Source organism: Gaetbulibacter sp. S0825 (assembly GCF_011777505.1).
GTDB lineage: Bacteria > Bacteroidota > Bacteroidia > Flavobacteriales > Flavobacteriaceae > Pontimicrobium.
Genome location: NZ_JAATJT010000001.1, coordinates 1473359 through 1490504, shown reverse-complemented (window position 1 = coordinate 1490504; position 17146 = coordinate 1473359). Strand labels below are relative to the sequence as shown.

Genomic DNA, 17146 nt, shown 5'->3' with positions numbered 1-17146 from the left:
GTTTTTTGATTACCTTGCGCCTTTAAATTTTTGCTATTATTTATGAGCAATTTGGCTGATACTTCATTTGAAACTTGCATTGTAATCCCTTGTTATAATGAAGAAAAAGGGCTCGACAGAAAAGCCTATTTCAATTTTATAAATAATCACTCTAACGTTTTACTATGCTTTGTAAATGATGGCTCAACTGATGATACAGCAAATATTCTAGCAAATTTCAAAGAAACTTATCCAGAAAATATTGCTGTATTAAACTGCAAAACAAATGTTGGAAAAGCCGAAGCAATTAGAGCTGCTTTTGCTGAATGTAACAACAAATATAATTATAAATACATTGCCTACTTAGATGCAGATTTGGCCACATCACTGGAAGAATGCGTGTCCTTAACTTCATATTTTAACGACTCCATCCATTTTGTTTTTGGTTCAAGAATTATGAAAGTTGGTTCAACTATTAAACGTAGTCAATCACGATTTTTAATTGGTAGAATTATTGCTACTGCCATCTCCAATATTTTAGATTTGAAAGTTTACGATACGCAATGTGGTTGTAAACTGTTTACTAAAAAACTTTCTGAAGTCGCTTTTAAAGACCCTTTTATTTCAAAATGGTTATTTGATGTTGAAATTTTTAATAGATTAATGGTGCATTTTGGAGTTGACCAAGCCACTAACCACATGCTGGAAGTTCCTTTAAAAAGATGGATAGATCAAGGAGATTCTAAAGTTAAATTCACCTATTTTTTTAAACTTTGGATAGATTTATACAAGATTAACAAAGTATGTAAAGCTTCAAGAAAATAATAATGCTCAATAATACAAAACAACAAACAGCCTATATTTTTTATTCGATAATCGTTATTATCGTATTACGATTTATCTTAACTGGACTTATTCCGCTGTTAGATAAAACCGAATCAAGATATTCTGAAATAGCTCGCCTAATGTACGAGACTCAAGATTGGGTAGTATTACAAATAGATTATGGTGTACCATTCTGGGCGAAACCACCTTTGTCAACTTGGTTATCGGCGAATAGTTTTAGTATGTTTGGAGTGAATGAAATTGCTGCAAGATTACCCTATTTTTTAGTTTGTTTAATATTGGTCTTCATACTAGGGAAATTTGTAAAGCAAGCTGGAAAAAGCTTTTATCTGCCTGCATTTATCCTGTTAACCACACCTGAGTTTTTATTACATGCAGGTGTTGTTTCTACAGATGCAGTATTATGCCTTTCTATCACCCTAATAATGATTTCGTTTTGGAAATCTATCGAAAACGAAAAGCGTAGCTTTTGGAATTATTTATTCTTTATTGCGATAGCTTTAGGATTATTATCTAAAGGGCCTATAGTTTTAGTATTAACAGCGCCTCCTCTTTTTATTTGGCTCATTATTCAAAAAATATCTATCAAAGACGTTTGGAACAAAATACCTTGGTTAACTGGAATACTAATTACAATTGCTATTGCTTTGCCTTGGTACTTACTTGCTGAAAATAGGTCTCCTGGGTTTTTAGATTACTTTATTGTAGGCGAACATTTTAAACGCTTTGTAGTATCTGGCTGGGAAGGAGATTTATATGGCAGTGGTCATAAGCAACCTTTAGGAATGATTTGGGTGTTTTTATTGGTTTTTTCTTTTCCTTGGATACAATTTGTCCTTATTAGATTATGGAAAGAGCGTAAAACTATTTTGAAAAACAAATGGGTTTCCTTTTTGGTTTTATGGTTGTTATGGACACCAATATTCTTTACTATTTCAAAAAACATACTACATACTTACACTTTACCTGTTACCATACCAGTTGCCTTATTAATGGTGCATTATTGGCATGAGTTTAAAAACAAAAAGTTGCTATTTATTCTAGGTTCAATTTTTCCGTTTTTAGTGATAATAGCGACTTGTGTTGTGGCGTTTGGTGATGACAAATTGTTAGAAGATTTAAACACCGACAAATATATTGTTGAAAAATTAATAGAAAACGAACCGAACACACCTATTTATTATTGGGGGAAAAAATCTTATTCCAGTAGGTTTTATTCAAGTGGTGATATAAAAATAATAAAGGAAGCATCAATAGATTCTATCTCAAACTCTAATGATAATTTTATTATGCTTATTAGGCATAATAAAATTAAAAACGTCCCTGAGGAGTTTCTAGAAAAAATGGTAAGAATAGATTCTATTAAAAGGACTTCGGCATTTAAGTTTGAAAAATAAAGCGTTCTAAAAATTAGCTTTATACCAATTAACTTGATGTGTCACACTTTCCAATAATGTCGTTTGCGGATTATAGTTTAGCAGCTTTCTAGCCTTATCAATATTAGCTTTTGTGCGAGATTGGTCTCCTGCCCTTTTCTTAACAATTTCAATTTGAATGGATTTTTCAAGAACTTTTTCTACAGCTTCAATACCTTCTTGTGTGGTGTGTTCTACCTCGGTTCCTAAATTAATAATCTCACCATTTACTATGACTTCGTTACCTATTACACTAACAACACCATCCACAATATCGCCTACATATGTAAAGCTTCGCAAATGTTTGTCGCTACCTTCATATAAAGTAAATGCTTGATTATTAATTCCACAAGCAATCAATTTGGTGTACATTTTTTCAGGTCTTTCTCTTGGCCCAATGACAGAGTACAACCTTAATGAACATGCTTTAAATATGTTTTCTCTACTCTTTTGAAGTACCAATTGTTCAGCTGCTAATTTTGTAACACCATAATGAGATGCTGGTTTTGGCGCAACATCTTCGGTAAAAGTGGCTTCCAAACCATAAATTGAAGAGGTGCCAATATTTACAAACATTTTAAAATTTTCACACTGTTGTGCATAATCTATTAAATGCTTTGTAGCAATAATATTGTTGGTAAAGTAATCTTCAAAAGTAGAAGTTGCAGAAATTCCAGGTTGCGCAGCAAAATGAAAAATATAGTCTATATCTAAAGGCATAGTATCAGAAAGATTTTCGTCTCTTAAATCTAAATTGATTATTTCAACGCCTTTTTCCTTGATTGAATTTGCATTCATTTGCTTCAATTCAAGGTCATAATAATCGTTAAAATTATCCACACCAACTACGTCGTGTCCTAATTCACTCAACCTTTCGGCTGTGTGAGAGCCTATAAAACCTGCTGCTCCAGTAACAAGAATTTTCATTAATACATTTTGATGCTGCAATTTACTACCTTTTTTAATTTTTGATAACGATAGTTTTAATTTGTTTTAGAATCTATACGTAATATTACACATAATCGATATGTTGTAATCCCTTAAAAAAAGAATACTTTTGTAGCAGAAAACTAATTTGAATGGATTACAAATTTACTATCGTTGTTCCTGTTTATAATGAAGAAGATAATCTAGAGCGTGTAGAAAGTGAACTACTTGAATATTCTAAGAAAGCATCAGTTGCAACATGTATTTTGTTTGTTAATGATGGTTCTAAGGACAAGAGTCAAGAACTTATTGAAGCCATTTGCAATAGAAATCCTAATTTCAACTACATAAGTTTTAAAGAGAATAGAGGTTTAAGCTCTGCGATTAAAGCTGGTTTTGACTATACAGAAACGGAATTGGTAGGTTATATAGATTCCGATTTACAAACGGCTCCAGAAGACTTTAATTTACTACTAGAACATATTGGAGAATACGATTTAGTGACAGGCGTTAGAGCAAATCGCAAAGATTCTTTCGTGAAAAATATGTCGTCTAAAATTGCCAATGGTATTAGGCGTGCATTTACACATGATGGGATGGATGACACTGGTTGTCCTTTAAAAGTGATTAAAACTACTTATGCTAAACGCATCCCAATGTTTAAAGGCTTGCATCGTTTTTTACCTGCAATGATTTTGTTGCAGAATGGGAAAATAATTCAAATTCCAGTGCAGCATTTTCCGCGTATTGCTGGAGAAGCAAAATTTGGTTTATGGAACAGACTATTAGGACCTTTAAGCGATTGTTTTGCTTATTTATGGATGAAACGAAAGTACATTAACTATGATGTTAACAAAAAAGGTTAATGAGTGATTGGCTAATATATACTATTGGGTTTATTGCCCAAATCTTATTTTCTTCTAGATTAGTAGTGCAGTGGATTGCTTCGGAAAAGCAACGAAAAGTAATTACACCAACTCTGTTTTGGACCTTGAGTTTAATTGCGTCATTTTTATTATTTCTTTACGGATATCTAAGAGATGATTTTGCCATTATGCTTGGTCAAACCCTTACTTATTTTATATATATACGAAACTTACAATTACAGAACGAGTGGCAAAAATTTCATTGGTCACTACGGTGGTTTTTATATGGTTTCCCCATACTAATTGCCATTTATTATTTTAATAACAATGTAATTGATAGAGATGTACTTTTTAGAAATGAAGCTATTCCATTATGGTTACTTTGGCTTGGAATTATTTCGCAAGTTGTTTTTACATTGCGCTTTGTCTATCAATGGTTGTATTCCGAATATAAAAAATCGTCTTCGCTACCTTTAGGGTTTTGGCTATTAAGCTTAGTAGGCTCTATATTAATTTTGACCTATGCTATTATCCGAGAAGACCCTGTACTGTTTATAGGTCATTTATTAGGCTCTATTATTTACGTTAGAAACTTAATTCTTTTACATAAACAAGATGCTAAATAAAATTGAGCAACATCCAATTATTTCAATTATAGTAATCGTTTTATTGATGCTTTGCATTAATATCGATGTGATTGATGTAACCATCATGGAAGCTCGTAATTTTATTACAGCTCGTGAAATGATTGATGATGGTAATTGGTTATTAACCACTATGAATGGTGAACCACGTTACCAAAAGCCACCACTACCAAGTTGGTTAGCTGCTTTATCTGGTTTGCTTTTTGGAATAAAAAATATTTTTGCTTTAAGACTTCCTGGAATACTCATGGTAGGGGTTACAGGAATTGCATCTTATTTATTGAGCTTAAAACTATTAAACAACAAAACACATGCATTAATAAATGCATTTATAACCATTACTTCATTTTACGTTATAGGAATAGTTATTGAAGCTCCATGGGATATATTCACCCACGGATTTATGCTTGTTGCCATTTTACATTTGTTTCAACTATTCGAAAAAAAGACAAACTATTGGAAGCATACAATTATAGCTGGTGTCTTTTTTGGCTTATCCATTTTAAGCAAAGGACCTATTTCATTGTACGCTTTATTACTGCCTTTTCTATTAGGGTATGGATTCAGTTATAAATTCAAAAATTTAAAAGCAAAGACATTTTCTATTTTCTCGTTTATAATTATAGCTTTAATTATTGGTGGTTGTTGGTATTTATACGTGCGATTGGAAGACCCAATCACATTTACTGAAATAACCTCTAAAGAGACAGGAAATTGGGGAAGTTATAATGTACGCCCATTTTATTACTATTGGAGTTTCTTTACACAAAGTGGCTTGTGGACAATTCCTGCGTTTATTGCTTTACTATACCCTTATATGAAATCTAGAGTAAGTAATTTAAAAGCCTACAGGTTTAGCTTTTACTGGACCATTTTTGCAGTAATTCTTTTATCAATAATTCCTGAAAAAAAGTCTAGATATTTAATGCCTGTTTTAATTCCAATGGCTATTAATACAGGTTTTTATATTGAATATCTTATCAAACATTTCAAGGACTTAAAAGACAAAAAAGAAACGGTTCCAGTTTATTTTAATTTCGGATTGATTGCATGTATTGGTATTCTATTTCCGCTTATTGGGTTTGCAATTGGTACATTTTTAACTGGAACCATATTATGGTGGTTTTTGTTAGCTTCTGTGCTTCTAGCTTCTATTGGTATCCTTATGATTGTAAACTTAAAAAGGAAACGAATAAAAAATGTTTTCTATTTAAGTATTGCTTTTATGGTCACTGCCCTAATTTCAGTATTGCCTTTATCTAAAATTCAGAATCAAACAGATTTTAACCCAATATCGAATTTACAATTGGAACTAGACAAAGAAAACCTATCAATTTACTCACTTAATGGGGTTGCACCAGAAATGATTTGGCAATATGGTGCTAAAATTCCTCAAATAAAATCTGGTTCAACATACAATCTTCCAAAGGAATCTAAATTTGCTATTTTATCTAACGAATTACAAAGTGAGGAGTTAGAATTCTTTCAAAAGTCTTTCAACATTGAAAAAAAAGAAGTCTTTGACCTTAACAGAAAAGCTGATGGGGAAAGAGGCCACAAAAAAAGATTGGTAAGCCATCTTTACATTTTTACTAAGAAATAAAACGCTTTCTAAGATTAACTTGTAGTTTATAAAAAATAAAGCCAGCAATAGCTCCAAAAGCGAGTCCGCAAACAATATCTAATGGATAATGGACACCAACATAGATTCTACTGTAGGCAACAATCGCACTCCAGAATAAGAGTATAAAAATAAGATTTTTATAATACGGTTTCAACAATAATCCTGCAAAAACTGCTGCTGCCATTGAGTTTGATGAATGACCAGAAAAGAAACCATATTTACCGCATCTTGGTGCTACATACCTAATTAATCCTTCAAGCTCACTTTCTCTACAAGGTCTTGGGCGCTGAAAACCATCTTTAAATAAATTAGTTATTTGATCTGTAAACGTAATCATTGCAGCTATTACAAATACCAAAAGCAAAAATGTTTTCCAACCTAAACGCTTATAAATCAAATAGAGTAAAATAGTATACAGCGGAATAAATGTTAGTTTATTGGTTATCACTAACCAAAGTCCATCCCAGGTTGAACTGCCTAAGCTATTAAGAAATATAAAAAGTTCGGTATCGTATTGTAATAACTGGTCAATCATCTAATTAATCATCATATCTACTCACTTCCCTATCGTAAAACTGAGACGCTTCTTCAATTAAATTTTCCATTTCAGTTAGTAATTCTTTTTCATCGTGTTGGTCAAAATCTTCCAACCACTCTACGTCATCATTTTCAAGATTAATTATAAACCGCGGGAATTCGGTATGAATTACAAAAATAGCGTTTGGCAAATCTGTGTTATCTCCAAGAATAAATTTAGGAAGTTCCATATATTACATATTGTTTTCTTCTTGCGAAATTAAACGTTTTGTTAGATAATTAAACCTAAGATACAATAAAATTGCAGCTGATGTTAAACCTACCAAAAGACCAAGCCAAATTCCAAAACTTCCATAGGTATCTTCCTTACCCAAAAAGTAACTAATTGGAAAACCAATAACCCAATAAGACACAAAGGTAATAAGTGTTGGTATTTTTACATCTTGAAGACCTCTTAATGCACCTAAAATAATCACTTGAGCACTATCGCTTAATTGAAAAATTGCTGAAGCTATCAATAATTTTGCGGCAATTGAGACCACTTCGGTATTATCAATAAAATTAGAAGCATCGTTTAAATCTACATATATTGTTGGTAACATTTTATGGAATAGCAAGAATAGAATTGCAAAAATAAAAGCCAATCCCATTCCTAATAAGAAAATGGAAAATGCAATTCTTCTAAGCTCCTTAAAGTCTCTTAATCCTTTTTGGTTACCAACCCTTACCATTGCTGCCACACTTAATCCCATAGCAACCATAAAAGTCATAGAAGATAAATTAAGTGCAATTTGATTCGCAGCTTGAGGATTTTTACCTAAAAGTCCACTTAGCCAAATAGCAGCTGTGAAAATAGCCACCTCAAAAAACATTTGCATAGCACTTGGAAATCCTAGGTTAAGAATTTTTTTAATCATGCTATTGTTTAGTACGAATAATTTAATATTGGTGACATAGGCTTTAGATTTCTCCTTATTTTTAAGTAAATACCATAAAAAGAAAAGCATGATAATTCTTGAAACCAACGTCCCAATGGCTGCACCAACAATTCCCATTTGTGGAAATCCAAGTTTTCCAAAAATCAAAACATAATTCAAAGCTACATTTACAACATTCGCTAAAATGGTTGCATACATTGGGTATTTTGTCAACGACAATCCATCACTAAATTGCTTAAATCCTTGAAAAATAATTAAAGGAATTAGTGAAAATGCCACCAAATCTAAATAAGGCATTGCCAAAACAACCACTTCTTCCGGTTGTTTCATTAAATACATAAGTGGTTTAGCCAAAAGTATCAACCCAAAAAGCGCTAAACTTAAAACAGTACATAAAAAGAGACCATGCTTAAAAGACGATTTACCTTTTTTGAAGTTTTTTTCAGAATCTGCTTCAGCAATTAATGGCGTAATGGCTGTAGAAAAACCAATACCCAAAGACATAGCTATAAATATAAAACTATTACCAAGCGATACTGCAGCAAGTTCGGCGGAACCTAATTGACCAACCATGATATTATCAACCAAACTCACAAAAGTGTGTCCCAACATACCAAGCATAACAGGAGTTGCTAGCTTTAAATTGTATTTAAATTCTTTGGTATAAATTGAAAGCACTTAGTGATTTTTAAGAAGCACAAAGGTAACTTTTGGTTTCGGATTTTCTAAGGTTGACTAAAAAGTTTTAAAGAGGATAAAAAAAATTGTTAATAAAAATCACTAATCAATTAGTAATAAAAGGCAATTTAATTTAAATTTACCCTGCTATTAACTATTTAGTATGAAAGTACTTAATAGTATAAGAAACTTTTAGCTATATATTTTAGAGGGATTTTTAATACTTACGTTAAAAGGTTTCAACAAAAAAGGGAAATTTTCATTTCCCTTTTTTTATTCTTCTTCGTCTGTAGTTTCTTCTTCCAGATTATTTAACAAATCATTTTTCTGCAATAAGTTATACCACTTGATTATTTTTTTAATATCGCTTACGTATACTCTATCCTCATCATAATCTGGTAATACATTGAAAAAATATTCTTCTAAAGCATCTTTGCTGTCTTTATGTGATACACTCGTCTGAGCAGCATTTTCTTTTTCTTTTATCTTTTTAAAAACCTCTCTCAATGGTACTTCTTCTGTTAAGGTATATACTGCTATTTCACTTAGTAAACTCACATTGCTTCTAAGGTTAGCAGATATTCTTTTACCATCCACTAAAGATTCTGCAATAAAGCCTCCTCTTGTTTGCGTCACTAGTTTATAGAGTCCTGGTTTTTGCGCAATTGATAAAATAGTTTCTAAACCCATAATGTATTGTTTTTTAAAGGCGACAAATATATCATTCGTTTTAAATATTTATTGAATTATTATCGCTTTTTTTTCATGTCTGGGAAACGCATTTTATAATCAATGCTTATTTTTCCCTTGGAAATATTTGAAAGTTTCCCTTTTATTAATCGTTTCTTTAAAGTAGATATTTTGTCGGTAAATAAAATCCCTTCAATATGGTCGTACTCATGCTGAATCACTCTTGCTAAAAGTCCATCAAATTCTTTTATATGAGTTTCAAAGTTTTCATCTTGAAATTCTATTTTAACTTTAGGTTTTCTAAAAACATCTTCTCTAATATGCGGAATACTTAAACAACCTTCGTTAAAAGCCCATTCATCGCCCTCTTCTTCTAAAATTTTTGCATTAATAAAGGTTTGCTTAAAATCTTTTAATTGTTTGCGTTCATCGTCACTTAGATCCTCATCTTCGGCAAAAGGAGAGGCATCTACTAAAAAAACACGAATAGGTAATCCTATTTGAGGAGCTGCCAAACCAACACCTAGAGCATTGTACATTGTCTCATACATATTTGCAATAAGCGCATCTAAGTTAGGATAATCAGCCGAAATTGCTTTTGCTTTTTTTCTCAATACAGGGTCGCCATAAGCAACAATGGGTAAAATCATTTTCTCTTTTTATAAGGTTTTGCAAAAATACAATACTTATAATTTATCAATTATAATATTTAAAAAACTTTAATACTTTATTTTGAATACAAATAGCTTTGCAAAATTATAGTTGCACTTATTTCATCAACCAAAGCTTTGTTTTTACGTTTTCCTTTTTTCAATCCACTATCAATCATGGTTTGAAAAGCCATTTTTGAAGTAAAGCGTTCATCTACTCTTTTTATTGGAATATTTGGAAATTTCTTTTCAAGTTTTTTTAGAAATGGAACAATAAAAGCTTCACTTTGAGAAGCAGAGTAATCCATTTGCTTTGGTTCTCCAACCAAAAAAAGTTCCACGTTTTCTTTTAAAATATACTCTTTTAAAAAAGAAATTAACTCTGATGTAGCAACTGTTGTAAGTCCTGATGCAATAATTTGTAATTCATCTGTAATGGCAACTCCAGTGCGCTTTTGTCCAAAATCTAATGCTAGTATTCTTCCCATAAATAATTTATGCTGCAAAGGTAAATAAAAAACTCTCCAAAAAAATTAGAGAGTTTTTAAAACATTTGAGGCTTCCTAGATTTGCAATTGACAAAAAGTCTAGAAATATCAACCAAAACAATGTATGCAACTAATTAGCTTTAGGTTTATGCTTTTGCAATACTATCTATAAGACACCATCTATTTAACAAAGTCACATTCTAATGTTCAATATCAATACTTATTGGTCTTAATGGATATATACCTTTATATTTGTATCGAAATTTATACTATATGCAAGAAATCAAAACAATCATAGAAGCTGCTTGGGAAAACCGAGAACTATTAAATCAAGAAAAAACTATTTCTACAATTAAAGAAGTGATTAGCTTATTGGATTCAGGCAAATTACGTGTAGCCGAACCTACAAATGAAGGATGGCAAGTTAATGAATGGGTTAAAAAAGCAGTTGTTTTATATTTCCCAATACAAAAAATGGAAACCATTGAAGTTGGTCCATTAGAGTTTCATGACAAAATACCTTTAAAAACTGGCTATGCCGAGAAAGGAATACGTGTAGTCCCTCATGCAGTAGCAAGGCATGGCGCATATATTTCGGCCGGAACCATACTGATGCCTAGTTATGTTAATATTGGGGCTTATGTAGATGAAGGAACGATGGTTGATACTTGGGCGACCGTTGGTAGTTGCGCTCAAATTGGCAAAAATGTTCATCTATCTGGAGGTGTTGGCATTGGAGGTGTTTTGGAGCCTTTACAAGCTGCACCAGTAATTATTGAAGATAATGCCTTTATTGGGTCGCGTTGCATTGTTGTCGAAGGTGTCCATGTAGAAAAAGAAGCAGTTTTAGGTGCTAATGTTGTACTTACAGGTTCAACCAAAATTATTGATGTAACTGGTAATGAACCAATAGAATTAAAAGGTCGCGTTCCTGCCAGATCAGTGGTTATTCCAGGTAGTTATACTAAATCATTCCCAGCTGGAAATTATAATGTTCCTTGTGCATTAATTATTGGCAAACGCAAAGAAAGCACCAATAAAAAAACATCTTTAAATGATGCATTAAGAACTCATAATGTAGCCGTTTAATTAAATGGTAAAAACAAATAATGTCCTATGGACTGGAGGTTGGGATTCTACATTTAGAGTTATTCAATTGTATCGTCTAGGAGCGACAATTCAACCAATTTATGTAATTGATCATAATAGGATATCTTCGAGCAAGGAACTAAGTGTTGTGGAGGAACTTTCCAATAGCATACCTTCAAAATTTTCAAAGTCTAAAGGACAAATACTTCCATTAAAGATTATTAATAGACAAGATATTCCTACCAACTTATTTCTAAAATTAATACACAAGCCTCTTAAGACCAAAAATAAAATAGGTAAGCAATATTACTGGTTAGCTTGTTTGGCAAAAAAATATAAATATGAAAATTTGGAATTGTCGTTACACAATGAAGATTTAGATAAATTTTTTATGTTAAACCAACTCATTGAATTTAAAGATGGAAAATTAGGGTTGAACTGGAAGATAAACCCAAAAAAAGTTGGTTTTTCAAGAAAACATCTCTTTGCCAACATGACATTTCCTTTAGTAACTATTACAAAACCAGAAATGAAAAACATTGCTGAGGAACACAATTTTATTGATTTAATGGAGCTAACATGGTTTTGCCATAAATCTAACAATAAACCTTGTGGTAAATGTAATCCGTGTAAGCAATATGTAAGAGATGGGTTTGGTTTTCGATTAGAACAACAAACTCAGTAAAATTTATAGTATTTGTTTACAAATACTATAAATTTAATCAACTATCTTTACTTCTAAATATCATTACATGCTCAAAAAAATAAGGCGATTTTTTTTAAGGCATTTGCGTAAAATGCGATTTTTGCCACCTAAAGTTTATGTTAAAATACATTACGAATATTTTTCAGGTAAAAAATTAGACTTAAATAATCCACAAGATTTCAATGCAAAGATAGAATGGTATAAAGTTTTCTATCGTCCAAACATTTTAACCCAATTGGTAGATAAACATGAAGTAAGAACATACGTAGAAGAAAAAATTGGCGCAAAATATCTTAATGAACTATATGCAGTTTATGATAATGCCGAAGACATAGATTTTGATAGTTTACCAAATAGTTTCGTGATTAAGGCTAATCATACAAATGGTCATAATTTGATTGTTAAAGACAAAAAAAATCTTGATAAGGAAAAGTCTATTAAATTATTAAATAAATGGTTAAGAAAAAATCAATACTATCGTAGAGGACAAGAATGGGCTTATAAAGATGTAAAACCAAAATTAGTAATCGAAAAGTTTTTAAAAGAAGAAAACAAAAGTACACTTACCGATTATAAATTTTATTGTTTTAATGGTGTTGCAAAATTCATAAATGTCCATATAGACAGAGAAGATGACCACAAGCAAGGGTGTTTCGATTTGAATTTTAATTTATTACCATTTGGTAAAAGTAAATCTTATAAAAGCATATCCAGTGATATAGAAAAGCCCATTAATCTTGAAGAGATGGTGCAACTTTCTGAAACCTTAGCTGCTAATTTTCCTTTTGTTCGGGTAGACTTTTACTCCGTTAATGGACAAACTATATTTGGAGAACTAACCTTTTATCCATCAGATGCTAGAAATAAGTTTTACCCAGAAGAATATAATACCATCATTGGTGATTACTTTCAATTACCAAAGCTCAATTCTAAAAAAGAAACTATTACCAACCTAGAAGCAATAAAGTATTAAATTTACTTTTTATAATGACTACTGCACAAACAAAAAAAATTAAGGTAGATGCCGTCATTCTATGGGTAGATGGAAATGATGAAGGTTATAAATCAAAAATATCTCCTTATTTAGAAGACACTAACTCTAATGAAAATTTCAAAAACAGGTATGTACAAATCAATGAAATTGAGCACAATGTAAATTCTATTCTAAAACACGCCTCGTTTGTTAATACTATATTTATTGTTACCGATAATCAAACTCCACAGTTTTTAAAACAAACTGATAAATACACCAATGTAAAAATTATAGATCATTCAGTCATATTTAAAGGTTTTGAAGCCAACTTACCAACATTTAATAGTAGAACAATAGAAAGTTGCATTCATAGAATCCCTGAGTTATCTGAGCATTTTTTATATCTCAATGATGATTTTTTTATTATTAACCCTACTACTATTAAAGACTTTTTTACTAAAAATGGCTTCCCAATTCTAAGAGGGTTGTGGCAACCGCTTGAAACATCTAAAATTTATAAAAAAAGTAAACCAGAAAAGGCTAAACACAAAAAAGCACAAGAAAAGGCCGCCAAATTACTTGGATTTAAAAAACTCTATAGGTTTAAACATACACCTCATCCAATAAGAAAATCTACATTAGTTAATTTTTTCAATGAAAATCCAGATGTTTTTATCGAGAATATTAAACATAAATTTAGAAACAAAACACAGTTTTTACCAATTGCACTTGCCAATCATTTAGAAATACAAAGCAAAACTTGTAAACTTCAAAAAGATTTGCAATTGCTTTATTTTAGATCTTACAAAAAGCCAATATTTTGGTATAAATTTAAGTTTAACATTCTGTCAAAAAACAAACTGTTTTTAGGTTTACAAAACTTAAATTTTTGTCCGCCAAACATTCTAGAGTTTATCTTACCATGGCTTAAAAATCGAGTGAATTAAATTATCTTTTTAGATTTTTTCAATACCAAAGAGCGTTCTGGTAACTTTCTCTTTTTTTGTGGTTGCTCTTATCTTTTTGTTTTTTTCAATCATTTCAGGGTTTACATAACCTCTAGCATGGTCTAAATGCAAGCAAATGGCACTATAACGAATTCTAATTGGTTTAACACTATAGTTAATTAAGCGCTCACCAAGTTCTCTGTCTTCACCGCCATATTGCATACGTTCATCAAAACCATTTACAACTACTATATCTTCTTTCCAACCAGAAGAGTTATGCCCATTCCAACTAGCATTAGTTGGTGTTATAAAGTTTAAAAACTTAGCCTTTAAAGGTCCTGAATTGAGCTTGTTATTTTTAAAAGATGATTTAATACCGTGCTGTTTTAACCATTTTAAACTAAAACATTTCTGACTCAAAATATCTTCATTTTTAATAAGATTAGAAATAGTCATTGGTAATTTAAAATAGCCTCCTGACAAAAAATGATTTGCTTTTCGGTATTTAACATGAGTTTCAAGAAAATCCTTTCTGGCTATACAATCGCCATCAGTAAACACCAAATAATTAGCGGAAGAAGCTAAAATAGCTTTGTTTAAAATGATGGTTTTTTGAAATCCATTATCTTCGTGCCACACATGAATGATATCATAATGCACTAAACCCTTCATTTTTTCAATTAAATCGAAAGTAGGTTGCTTTGAACCATCATCGGCAATAACTATTTCAAAGTCTTTAAAGGTTTGGGCTTCATAGCTCCAAAGCACTTTTTCTAACCATGCTTCAGAATTATAAGTACTAATTATTACAGAAATACTAGGTTTTCCCATTGAAAAATTAAAGATAGATGCAAAAATAGTTATTTTTGCCAACAATTATCTTTTATGCAAAAGCTAACTGCCATTATTCCTACTGGAAACGAAATTCATAATATTGAAGCTGTGATTGCTTCAGTAAAATTTGCTGACGAAATACTGGTTGTAGATAGTTTTAGCACAGATGGCACTTTTGAAAAAGCTCAAGAATTAGCTACTAAAGTTATTAGACGTGAATACCAATATTCCGCATCTCAAAAAAATTGGGCTATCCCACAAGCAACTCACGAATGGATTTTATTGGTTGATGCAGATGAACGTGTGACTCCAGAACTTGAACAGGAAATAAAAGAAACTCTTAATGAATCAAAAAATGATACCGTTGCTTATTGGATAGGGAGAAGCAACCATTTTATGGGCGAACATGTTAGGTTTAGTGGTTGGCGAAACGACAAAGTTATTAGGCTCTTTAAACGTGATTTATGCAAGTATCAAGACAAACAAGTTCATGCGGAAATCATTGCAAAGGGCAAGGTTGGTACACTTAAAAATAAGCTATATCACAATACATATACAACCTTTGATGCTTATGTTGAAAAAATGAATCGCTATGCTTCATGGCAAGCAAAAGATTACGATAAAAAAACAGGCAAATTAACACCTTATCACTTTGTAATTAAACCTTCTTGGGGATTTTTTAAACACTACATTGTTCAAAGTGGTTTTAGAGATGGTGTGGTTGGACTAACCATCGGATATTTGCAAGGCTACGTAGTATTTATGCGTTATGTAAAGCTTTGGCTACTGCGAAGAAACAGACAGTAACGATTATTTTTTCCAAAACTTCAACCGTTTTTTTAGTTGTCTTTTACGGTAAAATTTTTGTTGGTATTCTTGGGTTGATTTCCACATTAAATTAAAAACCTCTTCATAAGGTTTGTCAATAAGTTTTGAGTATTCTTCGCTCATTATTTTAACCATAGATTCGTGTATGGTTAATCGTTCAAAATTTCGGATTCTTTCTACAAAAGACAATGACTTAAATTGCATTCTATTTAAATCTACCAAATAGAATCTATAAGTGTCATTTTCTTTTTTAATAAGCGTATTTCCAGGGGAATGATCTAAAAAATACACATTGTTTTCATGTAATTTAAAGGTGAATTTTGTAAACTCTCTTAAAATTTTTTCATGGTCAGGATAATTCAAGTCTCTAATTAATTCACGATAGGTTAAATCGCAATCAACTTGTTCACTTACGTAATAACTTCTACCAAAAAACAAAGCACTAGAATCTTCATAATACGCAATTGGGTGTGGTGTCCCAATTCCAAAATCAAGTAACTTTTTGGCATATTCAAAAGAACGTTGCGCTTTGCTTTTTCTTAAAAACTTGTAGGCAATCTTATTAAAAACATTAGGGATTTTAAACGATTTAATATTAACTACTTGATCATCTAGTTCAAACAACTTTATAGAATTACGTATCTCATCACCCATCAAGATTCCTGAAGAGCAAAAATCATCAATAAACATATCAATACTTGCCTGTTTGTTTAGATACTTACTATGAAAATGTTTTTTCATCTGTTTAAATGTATTACTTTTTATCGGTCAGATGTAATTCGCCAAGAATCATACTAATTGGTATCAAATTCTTATTATGGCTCATTTCATGTAGCAATAATACAAAGTTTTAAAACAAAGTAGAAAACTAATGCTAACTTTGCCATCTAAGTTTTTGATTATTTGTTTATGATTGAAGAAGAATTAAATAAAGCACTACAAGTTTTAAAGCAAGGAGGCACTATAGTTTATCCAACGGATACTATTTGGGGAATTGGTTGTGATGCCACAAATCACGATGCCATTAAGCGCATTTACGAACTTAAACAACGTGAAGAATCTAAATCTATGATTTGTTTGGTAAGCGATTTCAATATGCTAAATCAATACGTTGAAAACGTACCAGAAGTTGCTTACGATATTCTGAAATATGCTAATAAACCTACAAGCATAATTTATGACAAACCCTTACATGTTGCAGAAAATATAGTAGCAGATGATAACACGTTAGCCATCAGGATAGTTAATCATGCTTTTTGCAATCAACTTATAAAAAAGTTCAAGAAACCTATTGTTTCTACCTCAGCCAATATTAGTAACGAACCTTCACCAAAATCTTATTCAGAAATAAGTCAAGAGATTTTAAAAGGTGTGGACTATGTTGTAAATTTGCATCGCAAAAAAAAATCCATCAAAGCCTCGGCAATAATAAAATTAAGCGGAGATGGAACGGTAAAAGTTATTAGAAAATAAAAACAAATTTCAAA

At 31.2% G+C, this 17146-nt stretch carries 20 protein-coding genes; 11 read left to right on the top strand and 9 right to left on the bottom strand.

Annotation, left to right across the window (positions count from 1 at the left end; all coding sequences use genetic code 11):
* The first annotated feature begins 42 nt into the window (after positions 1-42).
* Both HB672_RS06815 and HB672_RS06810 read left to right on the top strand, forming a co-directional pair.
* Complete coding sequence (locus HB672_RS06815; RefSeq protein WP_167609747.1) at positions 43-804, top strand: glycosyltransferase; 762 nt, start codon at positions 43-45, stop codon at positions 802-804.
* A gap of 2 nt (positions 805-806) precedes the next feature.
* A complete protein-coding gene (locus HB672_RS06810) occupies positions 807-2222 on the top strand; it encodes a glycosyltransferase family 39 protein (RefSeq protein ID WP_167609745.1) in 1416 nt (471 codons plus the stop codon).
* Positions 2223-2228: 6 nt separating this feature from the next.
* On the opposite strand, the gene HB672_RS06805 is transcribed toward HB672_RS06810, so the two are convergent.
* Positions 2229-3167: an NAD-dependent epimerase/dehydratase family protein gene (locus tag HB672_RS06805; RefSeq protein WP_167609742.1), complete on the bottom strand. Its 939-nt coding sequence runs from the start codon at positions 3165-3167 to the stop codon at positions 2229-2231.
* Between the two features lie 152 nt (positions 3168-3319).
* Here HB672_RS06805 and HB672_RS06800 point away from each other — a divergent pair, with 152 nt between their 5' ends.
* From HB672_RS06800 to HB672_RS06790, 3 genes are read left to right on the top strand one after another with little or no spacing between them, the layout of a single operon-like run.
* Positions 3320-4033, top strand: coding sequence for a glycosyltransferase family 2 protein (locus HB672_RS06800; protein WP_167609739.1), 714 nt, complete (start codon positions 3320-3322; stop codon positions 4031-4033).
* Positions 4033-4659, top strand: a complete 627-nt coding sequence (locus HB672_RS06795) for a lipid-A-disaccharide synthase N-terminal domain-containing protein (protein WP_167609736.1) — start codon at positions 4033-4035, stop codon at positions 4657-4659. The genes HB672_RS06800 and HB672_RS06795 overlap by 1 nt, the downstream gene beginning before the upstream one ends.
* Positions 4649-6280, top strand: coding sequence for a glycosyltransferase family 39 protein (locus HB672_RS06790; protein WP_167609733.1), 1632 nt, complete (start codon positions 4649-4651; stop codon positions 6278-6280). Before HB672_RS06795 ends, HB672_RS06790 begins: the two co-directional genes overlap by 11 nt.
* Here HB672_RS06790 and HB672_RS06785 read toward each other — a convergent pair.
* The 6 genes from HB672_RS06785 to ruvX form a co-directional block, all read right to left on the bottom strand.
* Entirely contained in the window at positions 6270-6836 is a 567-nt protein-coding gene (locus HB672_RS06785) for a phosphatase PAP2 family protein (protein WP_167609730.1), read from the bottom strand. The two genes, HB672_RS06790 and HB672_RS06785, sit on opposite strands and share 11 nt — an antisense overlap.
* Positions 6837-6840: 4 nt before the next feature.
* Complete coding sequence (locus HB672_RS06780; RefSeq protein WP_167609727.1) at positions 6841-7068, bottom strand: hypothetical protein; 228 nt, start codon at positions 7066-7068, stop codon at positions 6841-6843.
* Between the two features lie 3 nt (positions 7069-7071).
* Complete coding sequence (locus HB672_RS06775; protein ID WP_167610315.1) at positions 7072-8397, bottom strand: MATE family efflux transporter; 1326 nt, start codon at positions 8395-8397, stop codon at positions 7072-7074.
* Positions 8398-8727: 330 nt separating this feature from the next.
* Positions 8728-9144, bottom strand: coding sequence for a DUF5606 domain-containing protein (locus HB672_RS06770; RefSeq protein ID WP_167609724.1), 417 nt, complete (start codon positions 9142-9144; stop codon positions 8728-8730).
* Positions 9145-9203: 59 nt separating this feature from the next.
* On the bottom strand, positions 9204-9794 hold the full coding sequence (def, locus tag HB672_RS06765; RefSeq protein ID WP_167609721.1) for a peptide deformylase: 591 nt from the start codon (positions 9792-9794) through the stop codon (positions 9204-9206).
* Between the two features lie 77 nt (positions 9795-9871).
* Positions 9872-10282 (bottom strand): Holliday junction resolvase RuvX, encoded by a 411-nt coding sequence (gene ruvX, locus HB672_RS06760; protein ID WP_167609718.1) that lies wholly within the window; start codon positions 10280-10282, stop codon positions 9872-9874.
* 273 nt (positions 10283-10555) lie between these two features.
* Here ruvX and HB672_RS06755 point away from each other — a divergent pair, with 273 nt between their 5' ends.
* From HB672_RS06755 to HB672_RS06740, 4 genes are all read left to right on the top strand, one after another.
* Positions 10556-11371, top strand: a complete 816-nt coding sequence (locus tag HB672_RS06755) for a 2,3,4,5-tetrahydropyridine-2,6-dicarboxylate N-succinyltransferase (RefSeq protein WP_167609715.1) — start codon at positions 10556-10558, stop codon at positions 11369-11371.
* A 4-nt stretch (positions 11372-11375) separates the two neighbouring features.
* Positions 11376-12056: a 7-cyano-7-deazaguanine synthase gene (locus HB672_RS06750; RefSeq protein WP_167609712.1), complete on the top strand. Its 681-nt coding sequence runs from the start codon at positions 11376-11378 to the stop codon at positions 12054-12056.
* A gap of 67 nt (positions 12057-12123) precedes the next feature.
* The gene (locus HB672_RS06745) at positions 12124-13050 is read left to right on the top strand and encodes an ATP-grasp fold amidoligase family protein (protein ID WP_244306581.1); all 927 of its coding nucleotides are present in this window, start codon (positions 12124-12126) and stop codon (positions 13048-13050) included.
* A gap of 14 nt (positions 13051-13064) precedes the next feature.
* Entirely contained in the window at positions 13065-13997 is a 933-nt protein-coding gene (locus tag HB672_RS06740; protein WP_167609709.1) for a hypothetical protein, read from the top strand.
* A gap of 9 nt (positions 13998-14006) precedes the next feature.
* Here HB672_RS06740 and HB672_RS06735 read toward each other — a convergent pair whose 3' ends face one another.
* Positions 14007-14828, bottom strand: coding sequence for a glycosyltransferase family 2 protein (locus HB672_RS06735; protein WP_167610309.1), 822 nt, complete (start codon positions 14826-14828; stop codon positions 14007-14009).
* 54 nt (positions 14829-14882) lie between these two features.
* On the opposite strand from HB672_RS06735, the gene HB672_RS06730 reads away from it, so the two are divergent.
* Positions 14883-15638 (top strand): glycosyltransferase family 2 protein, encoded by a 756-nt coding sequence (locus HB672_RS06730; protein ID WP_167609706.1) that lies wholly within the window; start codon positions 14883-14885, stop codon positions 15636-15638.
* A 3-nt stretch (positions 15639-15641) separates the two neighbouring features.
* Here the strand turns inward: HB672_RS06730 and HB672_RS06725 are convergent, their stop codons facing one another.
* Positions 15642-16400, bottom strand: coding sequence for a lipopolysaccharide kinase InaA family protein (locus tag HB672_RS06725; protein WP_167609703.1), 759 nt, complete (start codon positions 16398-16400; stop codon positions 15642-15644).
* 168 nt (positions 16401-16568) lie between these two features.
* On the opposite strand from HB672_RS06725, the gene HB672_RS06720 reads away from it, so the two are divergent.
* The gene (locus HB672_RS06720) at positions 16569-17132 is read left to right on the top strand and encodes an L-threonylcarbamoyladenylate synthase (RefSeq protein WP_167609700.1); all 564 of its coding nucleotides are present in this window, start codon (positions 16569-16571) and stop codon (positions 17130-17132) included.
* The last annotated feature ends 14 nt before the right edge of the window (positions 17133-17146 follow it).

Coding starts and splice junctions, on each gene's coding strand:
- HB672_RS06735 (WP_167610309.1), bottom strand. CDS start 14,828: ATGGGAAAACCTAGTATTTCTGTAATAATTAGTACTTATAATTCTGAA.
- HB672_RS06725 (WP_167609703.1), bottom strand. CDS start 16,400: ATGAAAAAACATTTTCATAGTAAGTATCTAAACAAACAGGCAAGTATT.
- ruvX (WP_167609718.1), bottom strand. CDS start 10,282: ATGGGAAGAATACTAGCATTAGATTTTGGACAAAAGCGCACTGGAGTT.
- HB672_RS06810 (WP_167609745.1), top strand. CDS start 807: ATGCTCAATAATACAAAACAACAAACAGCCTATATTTTTTATTCGATA.
- HB672_RS06770 (WP_167609724.1), bottom strand. CDS start 9,144: ATGGGTTTAGAAACTATTTTATCAATTGCGCAAAAACCAGGACTCTAT.
- HB672_RS06775 (WP_167610315.1), bottom strand. CDS start 8,397: ATGCTTGGTATGTTGGGACACACTTTTGTGAGTTTGGTTGATAATATC.
- HB672_RS06755 (WP_167609715.1), top strand. CDS start 10,556: ATGCAAGAAATCAAAACAATCATAGAAGCTGCTTGGGAAAACCGAGAA.
- HB672_RS06750 (WP_167609712.1), top strand. CDS start 11,376: ATGGTAAAAACAAATAATGTCCTATGGACTGGAGGTTGGGATTCTACA.
- HB672_RS06800 (WP_167609739.1), top strand. CDS start 3,320: ATGGATTACAAATTTACTATCGTTGTTCCTGTTTATAATGAAGAAGAT.
- HB672_RS06780 (WP_167609727.1), bottom strand. CDS start 7,068: ATGGAACTTCCTAAATTTATTCTTGGAGATAACACAGATTTGCCAAAC.
- HB672_RS06785 (WP_167609730.1), bottom strand. CDS start 6,836: ATGATTGACCAGTTATTACAATACGATACCGAACTTTTTATATTTCTT.
- HB672_RS06740 (WP_167609709.1), top strand. CDS start 13,065: ATGACTACTGCACAAACAAAAAAAATTAAGGTAGATGCCGTCATTCTA.
- HB672_RS06730 (WP_167609706.1), top strand. CDS start 14,883: ATGCAAAAGCTAACTGCCATTATTCCTACTGGAAACGAAATTCATAAT.
- HB672_RS06815 (WP_167609747.1), top strand. CDS start 43: ATGAGCAATTTGGCTGATACTTCATTTGAAACTTGCATTGTAATCCCT.
- def (WP_167609721.1), bottom strand. CDS start 9,794: ATGATTTTACCCATTGTTGCTTATGGCGACCCTGTATTGAGAAAAAAA.
- HB672_RS06795 (WP_167609736.1), top strand. CDS start 4,033: ATGAGTGATTGGCTAATATATACTATTGGGTTTATTGCCCAAATCTTA.
- HB672_RS06790 (WP_167609733.1), top strand. CDS start 4,649: ATGCTAAATAAAATTGAGCAACATCCAATTATTTCAATTATAGTAATC.
- HB672_RS06745 (WP_244306581.1), top strand. CDS start 12,124: ATGCTCAAAAAAATAAGGCGATTTTTTTTAAGGCATTTGCGTAAAATG.
- HB672_RS06720 (WP_167609700.1), top strand. CDS start 16,569: ATGATTGAAGAAGAATTAAATAAAGCACTACAAGTTTTAAAGCAAGGA.
- HB672_RS06805 (WP_167609742.1), bottom strand. CDS start 3,167: ATGAAAATTCTTGTTACTGGAGCAGCAGGTTTTATAGGCTCTCACACA.